A 25,262-nucleotide genomic window follows, 5' to 3' on the forward strand; every position below is an offset into this window, starting at 1 on the left:
CGTCGAAACATTGATTAGTTGTTAACTCTGCTGATATGCCTGGTCGACTAGTAGTCTGGCTTTAACCCAGTCTTCTTGGCTACGGATATTCACCTCAAGGTCGCCAGTGCCCCAGGACCCTATGTTGCTGATATTGCGGCTGAAGGCGTTTTCCTCGCTAAGTTCGCCGGGCAGCTTGAGTGTTATCTGCAGTTTTGGGTCTTTGCCGGGCAGTATGACAATGCAGGCAAAGTTCTTGATGCGCTTAAATGCTGTGTATTGTAGGAGGTCTTTGCGTTGAACCTCATCGCCCAGTTGGTCGATATAGTTACAGGCATCGTTGTACAGCGAGAGTAGCTCAGGTGTTGCTTTTAATAGCCTTGTTCTCTGGATGTTGCCAGTTTTGTTGGGTGCCGCTTGTGTGTCAGGCTTTTGGGCAGCAACGCTTTTGGTGGTATTCGCTTGTTGAGCGGTTTGCGCGTTGACCAGCTCGAGCAGCAGTAGGTCGTCGCCAAAGTAGCGGTAGCGCATCAGTTCTATGTTGCGATTGATCTGTTGCACGGCGTGTTCGTCGTAGCGGTTAAAGTCAGTGGCAATACAGATCAGTCGAGTACCGTCCCACTCAATGTCTTCGGCGGCGTCTTTGCCGATTTTCTCCATCACCAGCCAGCGGAATTCTGCTTGGTGGTCTAGTAACCAGTCTAGGTAGAATAGCCCTTGGTTAATCACATTTTCATTGCTGTGGCGTTTGTACTCTACAATAACTGGGCAGCCGTTTTCATCTAGCCCCAGCGAGTCTATGCGGCCCTTATGGGTTTTACCGGTGCCGTATTCTGAGGCGAGGTAACGCACGCCCAAGAGTACATCCATATTTTGTTCAATGTGGGCTTGCAGGTCTTTTTCTAACTTGGCGCTTTTACCAGTCAGTTCTAATACGCTGTTGTTGGCGAGTTTGAATAGTTTGATGTCGCTCATGCCTTGGCTTTCCTTGCGGGGGCTTTCTTTTTGCTAGTGGTGGCCGCTGCCCGCTCGGCTTTGATGCGCTCAAGCAGGGCGGCGGCGCTATTGTCGCCGCTGATAAGTTCGGGGTTGTCTTGGCGCCATTGCTCGGTGAGTTCGCCGCGAAACGCTTTGGCGAGTATAGACTGGGTGAGCTGGTTAACGCGGGCTTGGGCGTTTTTGACCTGCTGCTCGACTTGGTCGGCGTAGGTGAAGAGTTGTTCTACGCGGCGGACGATTTCGGTTTGTTCTTCGGGCGATGGAATTGGGATTAATAGTTCTTTAATTGGGCCAAGAAAGAGGTTGGCTTGGGCAGTTGACTTAGATTTAGATTCGATTTCTTTCTGTAATTGCGGCGATTGAAGGCATAGCATAAGGTACTGATTGTTTGAAAATTTAGGAAGTGTCTTTACCAATGCGGCACTTCTTACCATCACATATGCATCAGATTGATCCACCAGAGATATGCGGCCGACAGATCCTGAACAAGAAATCAAAATGTCACCTACGTCAGGGTCGCACCTTTTGCGTAATTTTATATATTCTTCCTCGCCAACATAATCGATGTTTCTTAGATCGATGTGGCCATCCCTAACATTTCGCGCCGATAGTAAAATTCGACCTGCAGTCTCTCTCTTCGGGGTCTTATGTTCGCCGTCTGTTATTTTTTCTGCCAGCGATTTTAGCTGCAATGCTTTCCAATTTGCAGGGGTATCGAATTCGACGTCGCCTTCTTGAAAATCAAGATCTTTTTTGATTAGGCGTTGTTGAATAAGTTTTGTTTTTTCGTTCTCCAGTTTTTTGTAGTCAAAGGAAAAGCGATTAGACGACCGCCACTCTTTCGTCAACTTCCCACTTACCGCCGCAGCGAGTACGGATTGGCGGAAGCGCTTGAGGATGGCGGGGATGGCGTCGAGGCGGGTTTTTAGGGTGTCGACCTGCGCCAGTAGTTCGTCGAGTTTGTCGGCGATGACTTTTTGTTCGGCTAGGGGTGGGAGTGGTATTGGATAGTTTTCAACATAATCCTTGGGCACGCGTTTGTGACCAACTGATCCGGTCATGTTGACGGCGCCATTGTTCAAAAAGTCTTTTGATTTCACGGTTGCAAGTAGAAGCTGAGGATTGATGCCTTCCGCTATTGGCCGCAAAACGTAGTACTCGGTGCTTCCTGCGCCCCAGCCAGAGGGAAAATTTTTAATGACAGCGGCTTTGCCGTTTTCAAAGCACGGAGTGATTTTTGCAAGTATCGTGTCGCCATTTTTAAATTGGGTAAAGCCTTTCTTCACGTCCTTCCACTGGCGGGTCTCGAAATCGCATCGCCCGTTGTAGTGTTTTGGTACGCCGCTCATAGGCATAAAGCCTACGCTCATTTCATCCTCCAATTTGGATTTTGGATTTATGTCGCATATTTCTCCAAGTGAAGTAATACGCCATCCGGTGGGCAGCTCTAGATTCCCGCCTTCGCGGGAATGACTGCTTTGGGGCGTTGCGTTTATAGTGCCGTCGGTTTTGCTCATCAGGCCAATTCACTCCCAACGCCCAATACATCTTGTAAAAGCTGCTTCTGAATATCGGCTTCATCTCCAGCCCCCAATGCCCGCATCAATCCATCCATCTCCCGCAGTGCTTCGGTGAGTTCCGACATAGCCTCTGCCGCCAGCACTTCTGGCTCTGGCAGGTTGGCGGCATCGACGCTGTCTTTGTCTTTTAGCCAGCTTATATCGAGGGAGTCGCCTTTGGTGTCACGTATCCAGCCGCGGCTGAATACTCGCCAGCGACTTTTGGCGAGGTCGTCGTTTTCTTCGGCTCCTTCAACGACGTCAGCCTCTTTGGCGTTCCAGCTCCATTCGCCCTCGCTGCGTTTGGAGGTGCCGTCGGCTTTTTTGCCAAACACTTTTTCAAAGGGTTTTAGGTGTTCTTCGGTAAAGGGTGTGCGTTTGCCAAAGCTGGGCATATTGGTGCGCAGGTCGTAAACCCACACATTGGCGGTGCAGTTTTCGTCTTGCAGTTTGTCCTTAGGGTGGCCTTTGGTAAAAAACAGCACATTGGTTTTAACGCCTTGGGCGTAAAAAATGCCGGTGGGCAAACGCAGTATGGTGTGAAGATTGCACTTGTTCATTAGGTCGCGACGCACCTCGTTGCCTACGCCTGCTTCAAACAAAACGTTGTCTGGCAAGACCACCGCGGCGCGGCCACCGGGTTTTAAATTGCGATAAATGTGCTGCAAGAAGGCCAGCTGCTTATTACTGGTTTTATAGGTGAGGTCGTCGCGGGTGATGCTGGCTTCGCCGCCTTTGGATGAGCCAAAGGGTGGGTTGGCTAAAATAATGTCGGCCTTGGCAAGGGTGGCGCCGACCATGCCTAGGCTATTACCAAGGTGAACAACGCCCTCGTCATCGCCTTCCATGCCGTGTAGAAGGCAGTTCATCAGGGCCATGCGGCGGGTGCCGGGCACTAGCTCTACGCCGATAAAGGCTTTGTTGCGCTGAAAGTTCTGGGCCTTGGCGTCGAGGTCAAATAGATCGTCGCTGTGATCTTTAATATAGCGGTCTGCGGCGATCAAGAAGCCTGCGGTACCTGCCGCTGGGTCTTGCACTACTTCGCCGGGCTGGGGCTGTATGCAGCGCACCATGCTATTGATGAGGGCGCGCGGGGTAAAGTATTGGCCTGCGCCAGATTTGGTTTCGGTGGAGTTCTTTTGCAGCAGGCCTTCGTAAAGATCGCCGAGGCCGTCTTGTTGGGCGCTATACCAATCGATTTGATCTAGGGCCTTTACTAGCTGCTCTAAGTGGCGCGGCTCACGTAGGCGGGTTTGGGCGTCGGCGTAAATCGCCGAGATTAGTTGGTCGTCGTGAATCTGCTCGCCGTTGGCGTCTTTGCCAGAGGAGAGCGCTAACAGGATGCGTTTATAGGCGTCCATCAGGTTGAGGCCAGACTTGCTGTTTAAGTCGGTCCAGCGGCAGCCTTCGGGGATGTGGTGCTTTTTAAGAATGCCGGACTCGGTGTTTTCGTGAACCATTTTAATGAACAGCAGTAGTACCAGCTCGGTGACGTAGTCGCTGTAGTTAATGCCGTCGTCTTTGAGTACGTCGCAGAGATTCCAGAGTTTTTGAACAATGTCGTTGTTGGTCATTTCTTAGGCCTTAATTGAGAAACAGTGAAACCAGTGCATGGTTAATGTAGTAATTGCTGCGGCCAATTTTTTCTTTGCGAAGTAGGCCAAGTTCCACGAGTTGTTCTAGGTATTTGCTTGCCGTGAGTCTGGTGATTTGCAGGTCATCCATCATAAATTCGATTTTGGTATAGGGGTGATTGAATAAGTTGTTTAGTAGCTCTTGGCGGTAAATTTTGGGCAGTTCTGTGCGTATTGTGTTTTTGAACTGTGCCATTAGTTGCTTGATTTCGTTCACCAGGCGAATGGTGGTTTGGGCAGTTTGTGACACGCCTTCTAGCATGTAGAGCAACCACGGCTCCCAATTGTTGTCGTCGCGCACGGCTTGCAGCTCGCGGTAATAGGCGCTTTTGTCTTGAATGATGTAGCGGCTCAAGTACAACACCGGCAGGTCTAACAGCCCCTTGGCCACGAGGTAGAGAATATTAATGATGCGGCCGGTGCGGCCATTGCCGTCGTAAAAGGGGTGAATGCTCTCAAACTGGTGGTGAATGATGGCCATTTTAATTAGCGGGTCGGCATCGCAGAGCTCGTCATCGTTAATGTAGTCGAGCAGGTTGCTCACTAGCCTTTCGACGTCGTTAGGGTCTTGTGGTGGTGTGTAGACGACCTCGCCAGTGAGGGCATTTTTGAGAACGGTGCCCGGTAGGCGCCTAAGTCCGGCGCGGTTCTTCTCGATAATTTCTTGAGTGTCTAAGACGTCGGCCAGTCGGATAATGCCTTTGCCGCGAATACTGCTAAATCCTGCCCTTAGCGCGATAGCGTAGTCTTGGACTTCTTTAGCGGCGGGGTTGGCGATGCCCTCATTAAAGAGTGTCGCTTTGAATAGCTCGTCTTGGGTGGTGACAATGTTTTCTATTGCGGAGCTGTCCTTTGCCTCTTGAAGGGTGAGGGTATTAATAAGAATGGCTTCGTTTGGGATGCTTGCCGCAACACCTTTAAGTTCCGCAAGGTAGCGATGGGCTTCCGCACATTTTTTAAGCACATTGCGGGTTTCCAGCTGCGGCATGTCAGGAAAGGGTAGCGGGGCAATTATCGTTGTCATTGGCAGTCATTATATATGTATAGAATTTTGGATAGTTTATACATATCGAGCGTGACATGTATAGAAAATGTAAAAATTTATGCATGTTTTCTTGTCGTGCTTAAAAAATTGCAAAAAATGTACACGTTCTGCCGACGTGTATAAAAAATCGTGTTTTTTATACATATTCTGCGTAGTTGTGGATTAAGACGCCGCCCACAGCGCGTCGTTAATGGCGTCGAGAACGGTATCGAGCTGGTCGCCAAGTGCTTTGTCGAGTTGCTTAGCGCCACCGGGAAAAGCGGGAATCTGGTTTATGGTGTCGCGGTTGATGATGACTTCGTGGGTGAGTTGTTTGCCAAGCCGGGTCAGCCAATTGCGCTGGGGTGCCGTCCAACTGTGTTGACTAAGAATTTTCTGCACTGAGTTCTGCACCCGCTGCTCAAAGGGGATCATGGCCTCGCCGATGGCGGCGCGGCGAATGTGGCCGATAATGCTGGCGGCAATGTCTTGGTTGGTTTGCTGTCGCCATGCCGATTGCAGTGTGGCCTCGCTAAAGCCGTTGTTGTCTAAGAGCAGGCGAATGTCTTTAAGTTGTTGGCGGGTTAGATCGCGGGGCCGGTTAACCACGGCGCTGAGAGCGGCCGAGTCGTTGAGCTGCTGGCGAATAAATTGATTGAAGCTGTCGAGGTAGTCTTGGGGTTTGTCGTAAACCCCGTAGTTCTGCTCCCGCACTAGCAACTCGTCTTCGTGCTCCGAAATTACGGGCATGCGCTCACTGCCCATAATCGCTTTTACTTGGGCGAGCTGGTCTATAAAGCCGCTGTGTTGATTAAGAAAGGCGGCGGCTTGTTTGGGTCCGAGGCTGTGCAGGTGTTGGTGGAGTTTGGCGGGTTCAACGCCCCAGCTGTATTGCAACTCGTCTAGCTTCTGACGTACCTGCGGGTTGTTCTCGGCTTTCTTTTCGGCCTTGCGCAGTACTTGCATGACCTTTTGGCCTAGCTGGCTCAAAACGGTGTCGGCGTGACTGCTGTCGTGGGCTTCGCCTGGGGCGTTCAGGCTTTGCTCTAGTTTGTCTGGGTCGGTCAGCTCGTCGCAGAGTTGTTCGAGGGTAATGTTGGGGTTGCGCACCAGCGGTTTCATTGTGGAAACCTCCTGTAGCGCTGCGTAGATGCCAACGGGGTCGTAAATGCGAAACACGGTCTTGCCAATGTCGTCGCAGCGGCGAGTAGCGCGGCCGACCATTTGTTCATAAAGAATGCGTGAGCGCACTCGGCGCATAAATACCAAGTGGGCGATTGTAGGAACGTCGATGCCGGTGGTCAGTAAATCGACGGTAATCGCGATATTGGGGTAGCGCTCGTTTTTGTAGCGGCGAATGAGCTGGTCGACTTTGTCGCTTTGGCCGGTAATTTTGGCGACCGCGGCTTGGGGGTAGTCGCCGTTGTAAACATCAACAAAGGCTTCATCCAGCAGGCGTTTGACCATGTCGGCATGAAGGTCGGTGGCGCAGAAGATTAGGGTCTTTTCGTCGCCAAAGGGGTCGAGCTCTTGCACTAGCTGTTGGCAGATGACTCTGTTGAAGTTCTCGCTGATAACGCGGCGATTAAATGCGTCGACCTCAAACCCTAAGTCGTCTTCTAATTCAGAGGCTTCTACTTCGCCAGTGGCGGAGTTGATGGCGCTGACGGTGTCGCCTTTTTCAAACTTAATGCCGTTCTGGCTGAGTAAGGTTTCGTAGCGAATCGGCGGTTCGTGGTCGATTAGCCAGTCGTCGGCGACAGCTTCGCGGTAGGAGTAGGTGTAGACCGGTTTGCCGAAAATATCGCTGGTGTGTTTGGCGGGGGTGGCAGTAAGGCCGACTTTGATAGCATCGAAGTAATCTAATACTCGGCGGTAGCTAGACAGGTATTGGCTGGTGTCGCGCAGGGCGAGTTCACCTTCGGTCATCTCTTGGTCGAGGGTATAGCCGCGATGGGCTTCGTCAATGATGATGCAGTCGAACTGGTCAACCGGTGGTGGGGTGTCGGACATAAATATCCGTTTCACCATCGCTTGCACCGTGGCCACCTGAATGCGGGTCTCGGCCTCGGCGGCCATGTCACCGAGTTCTTTTATATTGTAGATTTTGCTGAGCGGCTGGTTCTGTTCCAGCGGCGCTTCATTGAACGCGTCGATAGCTTGTTGACCAAGGGCGCTTCGGTCGACCAAGAACAGAATACGTTTGAAGCGCTCCGCTTTGAGCAAACGGTACATCAAACCAATGATAGTGCGGGTTTTACCGGTACCGGTGGCCATCGCCAGCAGGCATTCGCGCTGGTCGCGTTCTAGGGCGGATTCAACAGCGACAATGGCCTTTTCCTGGTAGTCGCGCAGGCGCAGGTAGGTGAAACCTTCGTCCTGTAATATTTGCTGGGCTTTGTCCTTGTCCCTGGCGAGGAGGTCTAATAGGCCTGAGGGGCTGTGGAAGCTTTGCAGTGCGCGGCTAAGATTGCTGGTTTCACGTACATCGCGAAACCAGGTGCCGGACTGCTCGGCCAGCTGTTTGATGTATTCGCGGCCGTTGCATGAGTACACAAAGGGGATTTGATAGTGGCCATCGCTCTCGTCTGGCCACGCGATTGTGCGCCCAGCGAGTTGCCATGCTGGCGTTACCGTGGCGTCGGGTTTAAAGCCTTTGGCGTAGCGCTCGGCTTGGGGAATCATGCCCGCGACGTTTTTGTTCTCGCGTTTAGCTTCGACAACGGCGATAGGCGTCAGCCCAGCGAACAGCATATAGTCAGCGGGGCCAGTCTGGGTTGGCCATTCGGCAATGGCTTTGTTTTTGCCTTTCTCGGGGCGCGCGCCAGATTTGTAGGTCAGCTCTTGGGTGTCAGCCTCCCAGCCAGCATCAATCAGCAACTGATCGATAAATACGCGGGTGAGCTCTTCATCCAGCACCAATGTTTTGCTGGCTGACTGGGTTTTACTTTGAACTGACTGACGCTGTTTTTCTATTGGTGCGGCGCTGCTGACGAGCTGTTGTTTTAGTGCGGTGATCTGCGCTTCAAACTTTGTTCTTTGCGCGGCAAGCGCCTGTTCCGCTGCCTCGGCCTGCTGCTTAAAGTGCTGGGCCTCTTCGTCCATCAGTTCGGCAAGCTGCTGGTATTCGGTCTTCTCCTGCTCTAGCAGGGCATCACGTTGCTGTTCGACATCATGCTGACCCGCTTTGCTGCTTAGTTCAGCATTGAGCTGATCGATGTGTATTTGCAGCTCACGGAGCTTCAGGCTTGGGTCTTGTGGCGCGATAAAAGCCCCAGCTTTAAATGCGCTGCCTTGCTTGCCAAAGGACTTGTGATACCAAATGGCGAGCTGCCGAGCGACCTTCAAGCCCTGCATCGCTTCTCGGTGCTGGGTTTGAAACTGGTGGGTGGCCTTGTTGCCCTCGATGCGCAACACATGGAAGAGGTTGCGTACATCGGGCTCTAGGCTAATGTCGCGATTCAAACGAAATAACAGATCGGCTTGACTGGTGGTGTCGTCAAAGTCGATACCGGCACGCAGAGACACGTCTTGGGCAAGGGCTTCGCCAAACTGACGTAGTTTAATCAGGGTGGTGTTTGGGTCAGCATAGAAGGCATTTTCAGCAGTGGCGGCAAGCTGAATTAGGATGGGGTCGTGTTCGCTAAGAAAGGCGAAGTTACTTTCCTGTCCTTGGTCTGTGTTTGTCGCCATTGTTCCCTCAGCGTCTGTGTATGTTTTGCATCCATGTTCCGTCACTGAATATATGGGAAAAGCGGTTTGGGGACAATGGCTGTCATGCTGGGAGGGGGGCCATCGCTAGCGTCTGGTTGGCAATGTGTTAGAGCAAATTATTCTAATTTGGTGGCTTGCAGTCGGACGGCCCAATAGTGATCATGAGCAGAAGTTTGCAAATGATTTCGGGAAAAATTATGGGCGGTTACGGAAGCGGTAGGCATGTAACTCGGCACCTCACGACTGATGATTTGCCCAAGCTAGATGTTCGCGATATTGCGCGGCTTGGCGATAATGAGGGATCGATAAGCTGGTCTAAAGCTAGTGCGACTTTACTTAGTGTTGATTGGGAGCGTTCATCAACTGAACTTAGGCTATATATCCAGTCTGCCTCCCAATCAAGATTGGGGCCAACGACTGTAGAATTCACGAGAACACTATGCCATTTTGGTGGAGATCGGACTTGGTTTGTTTGTCCCGTATGTGAAGGGCGTTGTGCGATTGTCTACATGTGGTCGACGCAGGACGTAGCATGCCGATCATGTTGGCAATTATCTTATTCGACTCAGTATATGGATGAGCATGCTAGAGCGCTTAAAAAATACTCAAAAGCTAAGGCGCTTCAGGAAAAAGGGCAGCAGCGACCTATTTGGTCATCAACACGGTTAAAGTTAAAAATGGCTGTCGTCGATGCGGAAACGAAAGCTAACAGAAAGTTTGTGGCGATGTGTCTTAAGAACTTTCCCCACCTTGAAAAAGACTTCGTGAGTCAATCGTCGAGTGTAAGTAAATAGCCAAGATACGCGAGGCAAAAATTTAAAAACGTCTTTACGCAAGACGCTGGCAGTGACTATATTCGACTTAAATTTTTGATCGGGCTTTGAGCTGATGCCCTTACGATTCAAACCAGCAGTGCATCGAGATAGGTGTTCTAACGCCCCAACCCGGAAGCCGGACGACGACAACACAATTAATTTTTTATGAGTATCGGTGGAGGATTATTCACCATACTCAGCAAGCCATTCATCATTGCTCTGAGTAGCAGGGTCTAGTACCTCCTTAACTACTAATCTAACACTACTTGTATTCCTGCCTACTTGATTGCTTAATACTTGGCTATCGTTACACGCACTTTCACTTCCATAAAAGCCTTGTGTGGCGTGGCTTTGGCCGGATTTCTTGTCGGGTATTGTTGTCGGGTAGTTGTCGGTTGGTTGTTGGGTGTTTGTCAGGGAGTTGTCGGGGAATCCCATTGCCCTTCGGAGTTGCGTAGCACATATCTCTGCAGGCCGAATGGTGTCCTTATCTAGGCGGTTGCCTTTCCTGATCTCGGCGGTGATGATCACGTCGCGAAGCTTGCCCATGCAGTCGTGAAAGGATGACAGGCGCAACGGACGCTCGATTCCTGTGCTATCCCAGTATCGTAGGAATTTATGTCTGTTGGTCACCCTAAACTGCCCTGCAGGGAGAGGAGAGCCTTGTTTGCCTCCTTTTGTCGTACGTTTGCGATCTAGTTCTGCGTTGAAGGTGACTGATGTAAGCTCGCCAGATCGCAGAGCGTAGTAGCTTAGCGTCACACCGGGAGATTTGACTGCGGAGCTGCCTTTAATTGAGTAGCGTCCAGTTGAGTACCCCTCGTATGAAAATAGGCGGGTATCGGTGCAGTTAGCGATTTCGACTAACAGGCCAGCGCGATGACTTTTAAGCCAGGTATTTGGTACCGGGCTTCCGCTTACAGGGGATATAGTTAGCTTCCCTTTTGTAATCGCAACATAGTCGCCTCGGGCAATGAGTTTGCCTAGCAATGTCATACGACTTTAAATATCGGCTTTGGCGGCTGCGATACGACCGGCGATCCATTTGTCGACGCTGCTTTGCGTCCATGCAACTGTGCGGCCTGCCAATGGAATTGGCTTGGGAAACTTGCCTTCACCCATAAGCGCGTAAATGGTGCTGCGGGATAGCCCTGTGCAGGCCTCGATTTGCTTGCGCCGTAAAAGTATTTCTCGGGTTTTCTCTGCCATGCTGATACCTATTGGGTATGTTGTGGAACATGGCGTTACTTTGGGGTAGGTGGCCTACCATTGCGCCCCAAACAATTGGTCGGTATTTATTGGGTTTTGTATGAGGAGGCAATATTAGAAGTCAGGCCCGCCTTCACTCATGTCGATTGCTAATTTTTTATGCGACTCCCAGCAATGACGGACATAGCGTATTTTTTCTTCCGGGGGATGGCTCCCAAAGAACTCTTCAGCAGCAAGATAAAATGCCCCTGGTTTATCTGGGTTGTCCGGGCTGCCTTTCAATGAGTTTCCTAATTTCCTGAATTTGAGTACCGAAGTGGCGATGCCTACCTGATGCGAGGTTAGCGCCGGATTTCTGGGTCTTCCTGACTTACCATAAATTACTTTCTTACACAGTCCTTTATCCTTAACAATATTTTCCAGGATAAAGGTGAGCATGCGTATTTGGTGAGAAGTAACCTCTCCGTCCTGTAGGTAGTCCAGTAATTTTGTTGTAGCGCTCTGCGCGTACTTCGCATCGCCGCTTGCTTGGGCTGTTAAGAAATCAATCGATAATTCAAGCTCGCCCAACTGATAAGAATTCACCGTAGTATCCTCAAGTTTTTAGGGGTGGTCGTTTTATGGTTAGATTTGATATGCGTTGCGGATCCTTCCGCAAAAGGAACTAGCCAAAGCTTGCTGTTATTACGTTGCTGCTTGATGCTTGAATTTTCAGCGTGTCAAGGTAGTTAGCCCAAGCTTGCATCATTTTTTTGCGTTCAGCTAGGTGGGCAGTTCGGTTATAGGCCCTGCCGTGAACGTCCTTTACTGAGTGGGCTAGCTGGTGTTCAATCCAGTCTGGGCGAAAATGTAGCTCTTCATCTAGGATTGTTCTCGCCATAGCGCGGAAGCCATGGCCACACATCTCATCCTTTTCGATACCCATGCGCCGCATGGCTGAGAGTACAGCATTGTCACTCATCGGGCGGCTAAGTGATCTCGCGCCAGGGAAGACATATTCACTGTTGCAGGTTAGCGGTTGAAGTTCAGTAAGTATGGCAATAGCTTGTTGGGATAGGGGAACTATGTGGTCAGATTTGGTTTTGGTAACGTAGTATCGCCACTCAGCTTTATTGAAATCGATTTCTGCCCACTTAGCTTTACGTAATTCGCCAGGGCGGACAAATGTAAGTGGGGCTAGGCTGAGGGCGGCTTTAACTACAGTTGTGCCTTGGTAGCCGTCTAAGGCATTTAGCAGGGGGCCAACTTCTTTTGGATTCGTTATCGCTGCGCGGTGCTGTTTTATAGGATTGGCTAGGGCGCCAGTAAGGTCTTGGGATGCATCGCGTTCGCATCGACCTGTCGCCACACCATACCGGAATATCTGGCCAGCTATCTGTTTTGTTCGCTTTGCTGACTCCAGCGCGCCACGGCTTTCAATTTTTCGCAGTACTGCTAATAGCTCAGGCGGGGTGATCTCATTTAGAGGTCGAGCGCCAAGGTAGGGAAATAAGTCTCGTGTCATCATTCTCTCGACTTTAGTCCAATGATTTTCTGCCCATATCGGCTTCTTTTTGGCAAACCATTCAAGAGCAACAACCTTGAAGCAGTTCTCTGAAGCTAATTCGCTGGTGAGCTTTCTAGCTTGCTTTAGGCCAGAGGGGTCGATGCCGTCGAGGAGGTGTTGCCTTGCTTGCTCGCGAATCTGGCGCGCTTTCTTGAGTGAGACTGTGGGGTAGACGCCAATCGAAAGCCGCTTCTCTTGTTTGCCGATACGGTACTTCATGCGCCAGTACTTTTGCCCTTTAGGGGTGACTTCCAAGTACATGCCTTTTTCGTCGCTTAGGCGGTAGGTTTTTTCTTTTGGCTTAGCCTGTTTAACTGCGGTGTCTGTTAGGGGCATTTGGGGCACCTGTTTTGGCTCTTCATCATTAACGGGGGACACCGGCATTCATTAAACTGAATTTGCGAAGAAACAGTTTGATGGAGAATACCGATGTCCCACGCAGGAAGAATTATAGGCATACCTGGCCTTGAGATTGAACGGGTAGTCCGCAGGAAAGGGATCGAAGTCTGGGCAAAGCCTGTGCACAGGCCGCCTTGTAAGCATTGTCAGGGCAATGGCCTGAGGATTAAAGCCACGCATCTCAGGACGGTGAAGCACACTCGTCAGGGGAATCAAGTGATGACCTTGCACCTTCGAGTACCCAAGTACCATTGCCAGGAGTGTAAGCGCTATTTTCGTCACGCCTTTACCGGTATTCGTCCGCGTTTTCGCGCTTCAGAAGCCTATCGACTGGAAGTGTTCGAAGCCCACGATGGCGGTGTAACGCAGCGCAAGTTGTCTCGAACCCATCAAATCAGCCCAGCGACGGTAGAGCGTTGGTATCAGCACCATATTAAGCAAAAGCGTTCCGAGGGGGATCGCCGATATTGCCCTCGCGTATTAGGGATAGATGAGCATTTCTTTACCCGTAAAAAGGGTTATGCGACCACGCTTACCGACCTCAAGAATCACAAAGTGTTTGATGTCCAACTAGGACGATCAGAATTGAGTTTGCGCCGCTATTTAAAGGCCCTTGAGGGACGAGAGCGCGTTCAGGTTGTGGTGATGGATCTCTCGGAAACGTACCGCAGCATTGCCCGCCGCTACTTTCCCAATGCCGCGATCGTGGCTGACCGATTCCATGTGGTCAGGCTTATTAACCAGCACTTTTTAAGTGTCTGGAAGCAGCATGATCCTGAGGGCAGAAAGAACCGCGGTTTGATCAGTTTAATGCGTCGCCATCAATGGAATTTGCGGGATGAGCAGCACGCCAACCTTATGCAGTATTTGGCTGAGTACCCAGTGCTGCAAGCACTGTATGTGGCCAAGCAACGATTAATCCGATTTGTGTTGCTCAAGACCCTGACGCGCAAGAAAGCCAGCATCAAGTTGCCGGTATTCATGAAATTGCTTGATGAGCTAGCTGAGAGCCCGCTACGAGCGCTAGCTAACACATTGCGCTCCTGGTTGAAGCCCATTGTGGCCATGTGGCGATTTAGTAAAAGTAACGGAATAACTGAGGGCTTCCACAACAAAATGGAAATGATGACACGACGAGCGTATGGTTTTAGAAACTTTGAAAATTACAGGATGAGAGTGCTGGCCCACTGCGGGTGGGACGGAGTGATTAACAGGGTTTGATGAGTGCTATCCCCCGATAATGGGGTAGAGCCGAAAATTACAGGATGAGAGTGCTGGCCCACTGCGGGTGGGACGGAGTGATTAACAGGGTTTGATGAGTGCTATCCCCCGATAATGGGGTAGAGCCCCTGTTTTGTGGTATCCATTTATGCCCCCAATTGTGCCCCCATAATATACTGGATAGCAATGGCCCCCCTCGGCATCCTGTGGATCATTCAGACACAAAAAACCCCAGATATACTGGGGTTTCAGGCCTTCCGGAATCAATTTCGGAAGATTTTTTGGTGGAGCCGGCGGGAATTGAACCCGCGTCCGCCAGTCCGCTGCTTATGGCTCTTCACATGCTTGGTTTCCGTCAATTAATTTAGCTGCATACAGCCCGACGGGCAGGACGTAATTAGCGATTCTGATTAAGTGTTTCGCGGCTCGGTCTCAGACATACCTTACTCGCTAGCTTGTTCTATATGACAGTCGCGTCCCATTTACAAGCATCTGGTAGCGACCGCTAACCGGGGTTTAAGCGGCTAGAGCGTAGTTGTCGTCGTTGGCAACTATTAGGTTTACAGCTTTGGATTAACGTGATTGGCTGTCATCACGGCATGCACCAGAAGTTTTGTAACCGGCGTCGAATCCAAATCGGCCCCAGATCGGTGATTGTACTCTTTTGGACTGTGTCCGGCTAGGATTGTTCACTGTGGTTTTGCTGGATGCTGAGTTTGATGTCTAAGCTTTTGTTGAGCAGTTCGGCTTCGTCTTCTAAGTCGGCGGCAATAAGGGGGTTGGCGAGCAGCCAGTCTTCGGGGATGTTGACGCAGAGTTTGTTGGCGTCTTTGCTGCTTAAGGTGATGTTGGCGGGGAGTTGTTTGGTCTGCCTGCGGCGATAAAAAATACAGGCTAAGCGCAGCACGCAAACCAGTGGCCAGTCGGCGCTTACGCCGTAGCTGGGGTTGCCTACCGGTTTGGGTTTGCGGCGGTGGTTGGCTACCAAAAAGCTGAGGCGGGCTTGTTCTTGCCGAGAAAATCCGGGCATGTCGGCGTTGCCGAGTATATAGGCGCCGTGTTTGTGGTAGCTGCCGTGGGCAATGGCGAGGCCGAGTTCGTGGAGCTGGGCGGCCCAGCGCAGCAGGGGGCCTGCCTCGGTGTCGGGGGTGGTGATGTGGTCGGCCACGGCGGGTAGCCAGCGCGCGCAGAGTTCGGCAATGCGATTGCCCTGGGCCTCGTCAATGCTGTATTGGCTAATGAGTTGCTTTATGGTGTCTTCGCGCTTGTCGCGGTGGTGGAGGCGGCCAGCAAGGTCGTGCACAATACCTTCGCGAATGGCATAGGCGGAGACGTGTATGCCATCCATGCCGAGTTCTTCGAATAGGGCGTAGAGTACGGCAAAGCCCCCCACAAAGACGTCGCGGCGATCTTCGCTGAGGCCTTTTATATTTAGGTCGCGACTATTAGCTGCGTTAAGTACTTGGTTTTTGAGTTTTTCTAGGCCGTCGGCAGAGATATAGCCCGCTTCGCTGAGTTCTTGTTCGGCGAGAATTTTGCCAATGCTGCGAATGGTGCCAGAGGAGCCAACGGCTTCTTGCCAATGGCCGCGAAAGGGTTCTACGTAGGGGCCGATCATTTGTCTGGCGGCATTTACGGCCTTTTTAAAGGACTTCTCGTTGATGTCGCCATTTTTGAAGTAGCGCATACTGAAACTGACACAGCCCATGGGTAGGCTTTCGAGTTGGCGGGGGGTGTTATTGCCCACCACCAGTTCGGTTGAGCCGCCGCCGATGTCGATAACAAGGCGGTGCTTTTGCTCTGGGGCAAAATCGTTGGCCACACCTAGGTAGACGAGACGGGCCTCTTCGGTGCCCGAGATAATATTGATGGGCAGCCCGAGTACCGCTTCGGCTTTGGCCATAAATTCAGCGGCGTTGCTGGCGGCGCGCAGTGTGTTAGTGCCCACTACGCGTATTTGGCGCCGAGGCACGCCGCGCAGGCGGTCGGCCATTTTGGCAAGGCTGTCGAGGGCGCGGTCTTGGGCTTCGTCGCTGAGGCGGCCGTCGTCGTCGAGACCTGCGGCTAATCTAACCATGTCTTTATGGCGGTCGATGACGCGAATTTTGTTGTCACTAAAGCTGGCAATAAGCAGGTGAAAGCTATTAGAGCCTAGGTCGAGTGCCGCGTAAGAGTCGCTGTTTTGAGCCATGGTAGTATGAATTCCCTGTTGGCTGCACAGTGTATCGGCTGGGGGGCTTAAAATCGACTCTAGGCTGTTGTCATAAAAATGACATGAGCGGTGGCTACACTAGCGTGTATTTTTTTTGTTACATTAATTTAAGGGATTAACAGAGGGGTAGGCAGGGCGTGGACAGTACGTGGGTTGCCAAAGAATTGAGCTGGTTGTCATTTAATGAGCGGGTATTGCAGGAGGCTGCCGACCCCTCGGTGCCAATTATTCAGCGTATTCGCTATTTGGGTATTTTCTCGAATAATTTAGATGAGTTTTTCCGGGTGCGGGTGGCAGATGTGCGGCGTTTGGCCGCGTTTTCTGTTGCGTCTAAGCAAGATGAGTATAAGGCGCTGTTGGAAGAGATACGTCAGAAAGTACTGAAACTGCAGCAGCGCTTTGATGTGGTGTATCGGGAAAATTTAAAAGAGCTGCGCCGTCGTAAAATTTACCTTATTAATGAAAAGCAGTTAGACGAGGCGCAAACAAACTATGTGCGCTCGTATTTTCACTCGCATATTCAGCAAGAACTCATTCCTATTATTCTTGATGATGCCAACCCGATCCCTGAATTGAATGAGTCGTCTATTTATCTAGCTATCCGTTTGGGTTACGAGTCGCAGACTCGCTTTGCGCTGTTAGAAATTCCCACTGCGCGGCTAGATCGTTTTATTCGGATTCCCGGTCGTAAGGGTAAGCGCGGCAAGGTGTTAATAGCGCTCGAGAATATGATTCGGGTGTGTTTGCCTGAGGTGTTTAGGGGGATTTTTCCGCTGGAGACGGCCGATGCCTACACCATTAAGCTAACCCGCGACGCGGAGTTGGAGCTGAGTGAAGAGGTTACCCACACCTTTGTAGAAAAAATGACCCAGAGCCTCAAACGCCGGAAAAAAGGCGACCCAGTGCGCTTTGTTTACGATGCGGCGATGCCCAACGATTTGTTAGATTATTTGGTCAAGCGCATGGGCTTGGGTAAATTAGACTCGATGATTCCCGGTGGTCGTTACCATAACTCCAAAGACTTCATGCGCTTTCCGAACTTAGGCCCTGCGTATTTAGACGCCAAGCCCCTGCCGACCATTCCGGTGCCGGTGATTGATCAGGCCGCCAATATTTTAAGCTGTCTGCGCGAGCAGGATATTCTGCTGTACTACCCTTACCACAGCTTTAATTACCTGACCGATTTGCTGAAAACCGCTGCCATTGATCCGGCGGTTAAAAGCATTAAAGCAAGCTTGTACCGGGTGGCGTCGAATTCTCATGTGGTTGATGCGCTGCTTAATGCGGTGGCAAATCACAAAGAAGTCACCGTGGTAGTTGAGTTGCAGGCGCGTTTCGACGAAGAGGCGAATATCGCTTTGTCGCAGCGTTTAACTGACGGCGGTGTAAACGTTATTTTGGGGGTGCCGGGCTTAAAAGTGCACAGCAAATTGATTTCGATTGTGCGCCAAGAGGGCAGCGTGCAACGGTTTTACACCCATGTCGGCACGGGTAATTTCAATGAAAAGACGGCCACGGTGTACACCGATTTTAGTTTGCTGACCTACGATCAAGCCATTGGCGATGAAGTGGCTAAGGTTTTTGACTTTATTGCTTACAATTACAAGCGCCACGAGTTTCATCACTTAGGGGTGTCGCCACTCAATAGTCGCGAGCGCTTATTGGGCTTGGTTAAAACAGAAATACAAAATGCTAAGAAGGGCGATGAGTGTGGTATTACGCTTAAGTGCAATAATCTGGTCGACCGCGAGTTAATTGATTTACTGTACGAGGCCAGTGCGGCGGGTGTGCCAGTGCGTTTAATTGTGCGTGGTATGTGTTCGCTGGTGCCGGGTTTGGCCGGTTTGAGTGAGAATATTGAAGCGATTAGCATTGTTGATGGCTTTTTAGAGCACCCCCGAGTGTATATTTTTAGGAATGGAGGCGAGCCCCGCTACTTAATTTCCTCGGCTGATTTAATGACGCGGAATATCGATTTTCGGGTAGAGGTAACCTGCCCTATTTACAGCAAAACCCTGCAAAAAATGTTGCAGTCGATTATTGATTTGCAGTGGGCCGACAATGTGAAGGCGCGGATTATTGATGCGTCGCAGAGCAATGGTTTTCGGGCGCGGAAAAAGAGTGGTGGTAAAATTCGCTCCCAAGGCCAAACCCATAAATTTCTCAGCACCGGAAAGCTGCCGCGTTTGGCAAAGTTGGACTACCGGCCTCGGGTAAGCAAGCTGAAGAAGAAACACAAAAAATAAGGCGGCTAGCTAGTCGCTATTGCGAAATAATCAGTAGCTCGCCGCTGATTTTTTTAGGCTTGCGTATTTCGCGGCTAATCAGCTCTGCGCCAAAAGCTTTTTGGCAACGCTTAGCTAGCTTGTGAAAGGGTGGGCGACCGGGGTCGGCAATAATAATTTTGCCAACGCCGGCGTCGCGCGCCGCACTAATGGCAGAAAACAAGGGCTTAACCAGAGTATCCCAAAAGCAAATGTCGCCGCCTAGCATTAGGCTATGGCCTTGCAGCTCTTCGGTTTTTAGGTGTTCGTAGCGGGCGGTGCGGGTTTTGATTTTGACGTCGTTGAGTAAGGCGTGGGCCTCAAGATACGGAAATACGTGTTCGTCGGCGTCGATGGCGGTGACCTTGGCCTTGAAGTGTTGGGCGCAAGATATGCCTAGAATACCCCAGCCACAGCCAATTTCGGTTATCTTGCTGCGCTTTTTGGGTGGGTTTTCGAGCAGGTAGTCCATGATAAGGAAGGAGGAGCCCCACACTTGGTAGCCGTGTATTTCTGGCCCGGGCAGGTTGCGCTGCATTTTGCGGATTAGCTTGTGGCGCTTTTTGAGAATAAGAACGTCGTTAACAATACTAATGTCTTTTAAAACCGGATTATCGGCCATTGTTGAGTCGCATCCTATGCTTGATTGGTCGAGTTAGCGGAATTGTTTTGGGCGAATAATCTCGATGAGTTTGGCGCTGTCGGCACGGAGTTGATCCCAGTACTCAATATTGATTTCCAGCTCCATAAAGCTACAGGTGCCAACGTGACTGATTTTGCCGTCGTATAAATAATTGGCGAGATCGGCTAGCGCAGGGTTGTGACCAATAATCACGGCGTGATTTTGCGCCTGCGGCAGTTCTTTTATCCACGCGAGCAATTTAGGTGCTTCGAAGGTGTAAAGCGCTTCGTCGAGGGTAATGGTGGCGTCGTCAAATACGCTGGCGTCGGCTTGAAAACGTTTGAGGGTTTCCTGAGCGCGCTTTGCGGTGCTGCAGTAAACGTATTTGAAGAGGTGTTCGCGACGCTGGATTTCGCTGGCTATCAGTTGGCAATCTCGCTTGCCGCGCTTGGTAATGGGGCGTTCAGCATCACTGAGCTGGTCGTCATCCCAACCGGATTTGGCATGACGTAACAAATAAAGAGTTTTCATTGGCGTTGGCTAGCTAGCTCGGGTCAGGTGTTATGGTCGCGCACAATGCGCATTTTTTGACGTTCCCAATCGCGGTTCTTTTCGGTTTCGCGCTTGTCGTGGTCTTGCTTACCCTTGGCCAAAGCAATCTCAGCTTTGATCATGTGCTTTTTCCAATATAAGGCCGTGCATACGCAGGTATAGCCTTTTTGCTGGACAGCTTCTTCCAGTTTGCGCAGTTCTTTGCTGTGAAGCAAGAGCTTGCGGGTACGAATTGGGTCGGTGACGAAATGCGTAGACGCGCTGGGCAGTGGCGTTATATTGCCGCCAAGCAGAAATGCCTCGCCATCTTTGAGGATTACGTAGGTGTCGACGATCTGAATCTTACCTTGTCGCAGGCTTTTAACTTCCCAACCCTGTAATACCAGGCCAGCTTCAAACTTGTCGGTAAGGGTGTAGTCGTGCCGCGACTTTTTGTTTAAGGCGATCGTACCGCTAGGGCTTTTGCTTTTGTTTTTACTCATGGTGGCGATTATAGAGGGAGTTGCTGGCAAAACCTATTGGGGTCAGGTAAAAAGACCGCTGCTTTGCAAAAATTGATGTTGACGGCATATGGCCTTAAAGAAACGAAAAATACAGGGTATCTGGTCTAGCCGCTGGACATTTCTGGCTGCTGCCACCGGTTTGGTGGTCAGTTTAGGCAATTTTTGGCGCACGCCGCAAGAGCTAGGGCACAACGGTGGCGGGGCGTTTCTGATTATTTATTTGGCTTGTGTGCTGTTGGTGATGCTGCCGATAGCCGTGGCCGAGGTGCGTATTGCGGTGCGGGCGCGGGGTAACCCCATTCACGCGGTGGATCAGCTGGCGCATTATGCCAAGGCGAGTAAGCATTGGTCTTTGGTGACGCAAATTGCCAGCGTCACGGCGTTGTTGCTGGCGGCCAATGGCGCGGTGGTGTCGGCGTGGTTATTGGTTTATATCGGCAAAATGGCCACCGGCGTGATGGATGGCGCTAGCTTAGATGTGGTGGCAGGGCAGTTTACCGACTTATTAGCAGCTCCTGACGTTATGCGTTTTTGGCAGCGATTGTTTGTGTTGCTGGCGATAGGGCTGTCGGCGCTGAATGTGGTGCGGGGCATGGCGGGGCTTTTGCGGGTGTTGTTACCGGTCTTGCTATTGGCGCTACTGAGTATTGTGTATTACAGCTATGCACTGGGTGATTTTGCATCTGCGGTGAAGTGGGTGTTCACCCTGCGAATGGATGATTTAAGCTGGCGTGGCGGCTTTTTTGCTTTGCAGCATGCTTTTTATACATTGTGCATTGGCACTGGCGCGCTGATGGCTTACGGCGCGTATTTCCCCTCGGGACGATCTATTACTCGGCAGCTGTTTGCCTTGGTCATTATTGATGCTGGGGTATTGATTTTGGCCGGTTTGGCAATCTTGGCCTTGGTGTTTGATCAGCATATTGTGCCGGGGAGCGGCCCCGCGCTGCTCTTTATAAGCTTGCCGTTTAGTTTTGGTAATTTGGTGTTTGGCGACATCGCGGGTACCGCCTTTTTTCTGCTGTTGGGTATTTTGTCGTTGACGACGGTGGTGGCGTTAATGGAGCCGACCGTGGCGTATTTGGTTGAGCGTTGGGCCTTTTGGCGGCCTCTGGCCGCAGTGACGGCGGGGAGTTTGATTTTAATTTGCGGCGATTTAGCCATTTCCTCCTTGGCGCCATTCAGTGAGCTGCGCTGGTTATCGCGCAGTTTTATGGAGTGGGTAGACATCGTGTCGGCCAATGTTTTGCTGCCGCTGTCGGCCTGGTGTTTTGTGCTGTTTGCCGCGTGGCGGGTGCCAAAGCTTGTTTACGGCGTGCGAGAAGGCTGGTTTGAAGGGGTGTTTTTTTGGATTTGGCAGGCCCTGTTGCGGTATATTGCGCCCCCTGCAATATTGCTGGTGCTCGTGGTAGGGCTCTATTTGCGAGTGACTGCGTAACATTATTGGAAAGTAGAATGACCGAAATTCGGCGCAGTGCGCTATTGCCTTATTCCTCAGGCATCATTTACCAGCTCATTAACGATGTTGAGTCCTACCCTCAGTATATGGATGGCTGTGTGGGTGCAGAAGTGCTCAGCCGTAGTGAAGACCTAATGGAAGCCCGTTTAGATTTGGCGAAAGCGGGTATAAAATTGAGCTTCATTACACGCAACCAATTAAAGCATAACCGTAGTGTTAGCTTGAAATTGGTCGATGGCCCCTTTGATGACTTGCGCGGGGAGTGGACACTTCTCGCCTTGGGTGACGAGGCTTGCAAGGTAAGTTTGCACTTGCATTTTGTCTTGGCAAACAGTTTGGTGGGGGCGGCAACCAAGCAATTATTTAATTCGGTGGCCAATAATTTAGTGGACGCCCTAGTGAAGCGAGCAAATGCACAGTATGGAAAATAATAAAACGATTCATGTCGAGGTGGCTTATGCGCTACCAGACAAGCAGCGCATTGTGGCCCTAGAATTGCCTGCGGGCACCACGGTTAGGGCAGCGGCAATGCAGTCGGGGCTGGATAAGCAGTTTGTTGAGCTGGATTTGAACAGTGTCGATTTGGGGGTGTTTGGTAAAGGTGTGAGCAAACCCGAGGAGCAGCAATTGAAAAATGGTGATCGGGTAGAAATTTACCGACCTTTAATTGTTGATCCAAAAGAAGTGCGCAAGCAGCGGGCCGCCAAAGTAAAGGCCCGCAAGGCCGCTGAATAATTATTCAGCAACCGGTGCTGGCACTGTAGCGGGGTCAGTTGCGGTGCCGTCGCCACTTGGCGCAGGCACTGTTTCTAAGGGCTTAACGTCACTTGGTTTGACGTCAGTGGTGAATTTCACCAGAGTGTCGCCGTCAAAGTAGGCGGTTAACTGGTGACGTTCTTTGGGCTCGTCAGGCTTGTTTAGCGTGTAGATATAGTCCCAGCGGTTGGGGCTAAAGGTGTCACGCACCATTGGCGTTCCCATTATGTATTCAACTTGGCTGCGACTCATGCCGACTTTAAGCTGATCGACCATTTCCGGCGTAATGATATTGCCCTGATCAATAGGCAGGCGGTACACACCGGGGAATTCCAGGGAGCTACATGCTGCCAGTAATACAAGCAGGCATGCTGTGGCAAATCGTCTATACATGCTAAAGGGTTCCAATCGCTTACAGAGGCGTGGGATAATAACGCAATCCCCACCGCAACGCTAAGGTCCAAGGCACATGTCTATAGAAAATAAAGAGCTCCGCAAAGCAGGGCTCAAAGTTACCTTGCCTCGTGTCAAAATTCTGCAGTTACTGGAACAGGCTGAGAGCGATAATCAGCATTTCAGTGCAGAAGATGTCTATCGCGCGCTGATGGAGTCTGGCGAGGACGTAGGTTTAGCAACGGTTTACCGTGTACTCACCCAGTTTGAAGCTGCAGGTTTGGTGGTTCGGCACAATTTTGAAGCCGGCCACTCGGTTTTTGAGCTTGAAAAAGGCGATCATCACGATCATATCGTGTGCCTAGAAACCGGCGAAGTCATTGAATTTTGCGACGACGTCATTGAAGCGCGTCAGCGTCAACTGGTGACCGAGCGCGGCTATGAGCTGGTTGATCACAGCTTGGTTTTGTATGTGAAGCCGAAGAAGGCGTAACGCTTTAATGCTGAACGGGAGACGCTAGACGGGAGACGCAAAATCCGCTTTTGCCTCTCCCGTTTGCCACTGAGCCGAAATTGCTAGTCTGACGTCCCATGTATGATGATTCGTTTAATGTCCGACACGTAATATCGTGAGCCCCGCATGCTAGATGCTGCGAACGCGAAAACTTGCTTTTGACTTAGCGTCTCCCGTCTCCCGTCAAGCATACCGCACCCCGAGATCAAGCATCTCCCGCTTAATGCCTTACCCCCAGCATCTCCCGCGCATGTGCCAGGGTATTCTCGGTAATCGCGATACCGCCTAACATCCGTGCAATCTCGTCAATCTTCTGTTCGTCTTTGAGCGACTCTAGTTCGGTGCGGAGGTGTTTCTTGTCGCCTACTTTTTGCACGCGAATGTGGTGGTCGCCCTGGCTGGCCACTTGGGGTTGGTGGGTGACGCAGAGTACTTGGCTGCGTTGGCCGAGTTCTTTTAGCAGTTTGCCAACGATTTCGGCGGTGGCGCCACCAATGCCCACGTCGACTTCATCAAAGACAATGGTGGGTATTGCGGCAACTTGGGCGGTGACCACCTGTATAGCGAGGCTGATCCGCGATAGCTCACCGCCTGAGGCGATTTTGTTTAATGGGCCTTTGGCCGCGGCTGGGTTGGTGCTAATGAGGATTTCAACCTCTTCTCTGCCACAGCTGTGGGGTTCGTCGCTAAGGGCGTGCAGGGCAAAGTCGACTTCGCAGTGTTTCATGCTTAGGGCGCGCAGCTGTTCTTCTACCCGCTTTTTCATTGTGGCGGCGGCTTTGCGGCGTTTGTCGCTGAGCTTGGCGGCTTTGTCATTGTAGGCTTTTAATGATTCTTGTTGCTCGGCGCGGAGCTGTTCTAGCTTTTCGTCGCTGGCATTCAGGCCTTCGAGTTGCTCTGCTAGTGATGCGTGCAGGGCTGGGAGTTCGCTGGCTTGTAGGTGGTGCTTGCGCGCCGTTTGGTAAATGGCGTCCAGACGGCTCTCGGTTTCTGCTAGGCGATCAGGGTCTAGCTCGACACTGTCGATGACATTTTGCAGCTCGCGCGCGGCCTCTTCAATTTGAATGCGGGCGCTCTCCATTAATTGGGCGGCATTTTCTTGGGCGGCGCAGCGGTGCTGACTGCTATTTAATGAGGACAGGGCTTGATGGAGTATGCCCATGGCATTGACCTCGCCCTCGCGGCATAGCTGTAAGCTGTGGTGATTGGCCGCGAGGATCTGCTCGGCATTGGCCAGTTGCTTTTGCTGGTTTTCGAGCTCTTCTAGCTCATTGGGCTGAAGGTTGAGGCGGTTCAATTCTTCTAGTTGGTAGCTAAGTAATTGTTCTTGGGCGTTTTGTTCCGCTACGTTGCTTTCAAGTGCGGCAAGGGTCTTGCTGCTGCGCTGGTAGTTGGCGCAGTGCTCGCTAACCTGTTGGGCGAGCGCGGTGGTGCCCGCAAAGGCGTCGAGCAATTCGCGCTGATAAGGCTTTTGCAATAGTGATTGGTGGGCGTGCTGGCTGTGGATATCTATTAATAAACTGCCGAATTCGCGGACATCTTGCAGGGTGACAGGTTGACCATTGATATAGGCGCGGGAGCGCCCCTCGCTGGTGATCACGCGTCGCAGCAGGCATTCGTTGTCACCATCGAAATCGTGGGCTGTTAGCCAAGCGGCGGCGGCCGGGATTTGGCTGATTTCAAATAGCGCGTGAATGTCGGTGCGGTCTGCGCCGGGGCGGACAATGCCCGCGTCAGCGCGGTCGCCAAGGGCGAGGCCCAAGGCGTCGAGCATAATGGATTTGCCTGCGCCAGTTTCGCCGGTGAGTACGGTCATGCCGGGGTGCAGTTCAATGTCGAGGCTTTCGGTTATGGCGTAATTGCTGATATGAAGGTGGCTCAGCATAAT

General features: G+C 51.4%; 21 protein-coding genes and 1 other RNA gene. 6 read left to right on the forward strand and 16 right to left on the reverse strand.

What is annotated here, in order from left to right:
* Positions 1–21: 21 nt before the first annotated feature.
* The 9 genes from AZF00_RS03275 to AZF00_RS03320 all read right to left on the reverse strand — a co-directional run bounded on the left by AZF00_RS03275 (position 22) and on the right by AZF00_RS03320 (position 12,815).
* A complete protein-coding gene (locus AZF00_RS03275; RefSeq protein ID WP_008250426.1) occupies positions 22–954 on the reverse strand; it encodes a DUF5655 domain-containing protein in 933 nt (310 codons plus the stop codon).
* On the reverse strand, positions 951–2,495 hold the full coding sequence (locus AZF00_RS03280) for a restriction endonuclease subunit S (RefSeq protein WP_008250435.1): 1,545 nt from the start codon (positions 2,493–2,495) through the stop codon (positions 951–953). The genes AZF00_RS03275 and AZF00_RS03280 overlap by 4 nt, the downstream gene beginning before the upstream one ends.
* Complete coding sequence (locus tag AZF00_RS03285; protein WP_008250437.1) at positions 2,495–4,111, reverse strand: class I SAM-dependent DNA methyltransferase; 1,617 nt, start codon at positions 4,109–4,111, stop codon at positions 2,495–2,497. Before AZF00_RS03285 ends, AZF00_RS03280 begins: the two co-directional genes overlap by 1 nt.
* A 10-nt stretch (positions 4,112–4,121) precedes the next feature.
* Positions 4,122–5,195: a Fic family protein gene (locus AZF00_RS03290; protein WP_008250439.1), complete on the reverse strand. Its 1,074-nt coding sequence runs from the start codon at positions 5,193–5,195 to the stop codon at positions 4,122–4,124.
* A gap of 183 nt (positions 5,196–5,378) precedes the next feature.
* Positions 5,379–8,888 (reverse strand): type I restriction-modification system endonuclease, encoded by a 3,510-nt coding sequence (hsdR, locus tag AZF00_RS03295; protein ID WP_008250441.1) that lies wholly within the window; start codon positions 8,886–8,888, stop codon positions 5,379–5,381.
* A 1,019-nt stretch (positions 8,889–9,907) separates the two neighbouring features.
* Positions 9,908–10,300, reverse strand: a complete 393-nt coding sequence (locus tag AZF00_RS19280) for a hypothetical protein (protein WP_143829435.1) — start codon at positions 10,298–10,300, stop codon at positions 9,908–9,910.
* A 426-nt stretch (positions 10,301–10,726) separates the two neighbouring features.
* Positions 10,727–10,933, reverse strand: coding sequence for a helix-turn-helix transcriptional regulator (locus AZF00_RS03310; RefSeq protein WP_008250447.1), 207 nt, complete (start codon positions 10,931–10,933; stop codon positions 10,727–10,729).
* Between the two features lie 114 nt (positions 10,934–11,047).
* On the reverse strand, positions 11,048–11,518 hold the full coding sequence (locus tag AZF00_RS03315; protein ID WP_008250449.1) for a hypothetical protein: 471 nt from the start codon (positions 11,516–11,518) through the stop codon (positions 11,048–11,050).
* A gap of 79 nt (positions 11,519–11,597) precedes the next feature.
* Positions 11,598–12,815, reverse strand: a complete 1,218-nt coding sequence (locus tag AZF00_RS03320; protein ID WP_040803650.1) for a tyrosine-type recombinase/integrase — start codon at positions 12,813–12,815, stop codon at positions 11,598–11,600.
* A gap of 93 nt (positions 12,816–12,908) precedes the next feature.
* Between AZF00_RS03320 and AZF00_RS03325 the strand changes: the two genes are divergently transcribed.
* Positions 12,909–14,099 carry an ISL3 family transposase gene (locus AZF00_RS03325; RefSeq protein ID WP_062382734.1) on the forward strand — a complete coding sequence of 397 codons (1,191 nt, stop codon included), beginning with the start codon at positions 12,909–12,911 and terminating at the stop codon, positions 14,097–14,099.
* A 282-nt stretch (positions 14,100–14,381) separates the two neighbouring features.
* Here AZF00_RS03325 and ssrA read toward each other — a convergent pair.
* Positions 14,382–14,743: a transfer-messenger RNA gene (gene ssrA / locus AZF00_RS03330) on the reverse strand.
* 35 nt (positions 14,744–14,778) lie between these two features.
* Positions 14,779–16,290 (reverse strand): exopolyphosphatase, encoded by a 1,512-nt coding sequence (gene ppx / locus AZF00_RS03335; protein ID WP_008250454.1) that lies wholly within the window; start codon positions 16,288–16,290, stop codon positions 14,779–14,781.
* A 158-nt stretch (positions 16,291–16,448) separates the two neighbouring features.
* Between ppx and ppk1 the strand changes: the two genes are divergently transcribed.
* Complete coding sequence (gene ppk1 / locus AZF00_RS03340; RefSeq protein WP_008250456.1) at positions 16,449–18,557, forward strand: polyphosphate kinase 1; 2,109 nt, start codon at positions 16,449–16,451, stop codon at positions 18,555–18,557.
* A 16-nt stretch (positions 18,558–18,573) separates the two neighbouring features.
* Here ppk1 and AZF00_RS03345 read toward each other — a convergent pair whose 3' ends face one another.
* From AZF00_RS03345 to smpB, 3 genes are read right to left on the reverse strand one after another with little or no spacing between them, the layout of a single operon-like run.
* A complete protein-coding gene (locus AZF00_RS03345) occupies positions 18,574–19,197 on the reverse strand; it encodes a class I SAM-dependent methyltransferase (protein ID WP_008250459.1) in 624 nt (207 codons plus the stop codon).
* Positions 19,198–19,230: 33 nt separating this feature from the next.
* On the reverse strand, positions 19,231–19,728 hold the full coding sequence (locus AZF00_RS03350; RefSeq protein WP_008250460.1) for a SixA phosphatase family protein: 498 nt from the start codon (positions 19,726–19,728) through the stop codon (positions 19,231–19,233).
* A gap of 23 nt (positions 19,729–19,751) precedes the next feature.
* Entirely contained in the window at positions 19,752–20,231 is a 480-nt protein-coding gene (gene smpB / locus AZF00_RS03355) for an SsrA-binding protein SmpB (protein ID WP_008250462.1), read from the reverse strand.
* 88 nt (positions 20,232–20,319) lie between these two features.
* On the opposite strand from smpB, the gene AZF00_RS03360 reads away from it, so the two are divergent.
* The 3 genes from AZF00_RS03360 to AZF00_RS03370 are packed head-to-tail and all read left to right on the forward strand — an operon-like array spanning position 20,320 to position 22,446.
* Positions 20,320–21,690, forward strand: coding sequence for a sodium-dependent transporter (locus tag AZF00_RS03360; RefSeq protein ID WP_008250465.1), 1,371 nt, complete (start codon positions 20,320–20,322; stop codon positions 21,688–21,690).
* A gap of 17 nt (positions 21,691–21,707) precedes the next feature.
* On the forward strand, positions 21,708–22,142 hold the full coding sequence (locus AZF00_RS03365) for a type II toxin-antitoxin system RatA family toxin (protein WP_008250467.1): 435 nt from the start codon (positions 21,708–21,710) through the stop codon (positions 22,140–22,142).
* Positions 22,132–22,446, forward strand: a complete 315-nt coding sequence (locus AZF00_RS03370; protein ID WP_008250469.1) for an RnfH family protein — start codon at positions 22,132–22,134, stop codon at positions 22,444–22,446. Before AZF00_RS03365 ends, AZF00_RS03370 begins: the two co-directional genes overlap by 11 nt.
* On the opposite strand, the gene AZF00_RS03375 is transcribed toward AZF00_RS03370, so the two are convergent.
* On the reverse strand, positions 22,447–22,860 hold the full coding sequence (locus tag AZF00_RS03375) for an outer membrane protein assembly factor BamE (protein WP_081482665.1): 414 nt from the start codon (positions 22,858–22,860) through the stop codon (positions 22,447–22,449).
* Positions 22,861–22,936: 76 nt separating this feature from the next.
* Between AZF00_RS03375 and fur the strand changes: the two genes are divergently transcribed.
* A complete protein-coding gene (gene fur / locus AZF00_RS03380) occupies positions 22,937–23,353 on the forward strand; it encodes a ferric iron uptake transcriptional regulator (RefSeq protein ID WP_008250472.1) in 417 nt (138 codons plus the stop codon).
* A gap of 241 nt (positions 23,354–23,594) precedes the next feature.
* On the opposite strand, the gene recN is transcribed toward fur, so the two are convergent.
* Complete coding sequence (gene recN, locus AZF00_RS03385; protein WP_008250474.1) at positions 23,595–25,259, reverse strand: DNA repair protein RecN; 1,665 nt, start codon at positions 25,257–25,259, stop codon at positions 23,595–23,597.
* Positions 25,260–25,262 lie beyond the last annotated feature (3 nt).

The organism is Zhongshania aliphaticivorans, assembly GCF_001586255.1.
Lineage (GTDB): Bacteria > Pseudomonadota > Gammaproteobacteria > Pseudomonadales > Spongiibacteraceae > Spongiibacter > Spongiibacter aliphaticivorans.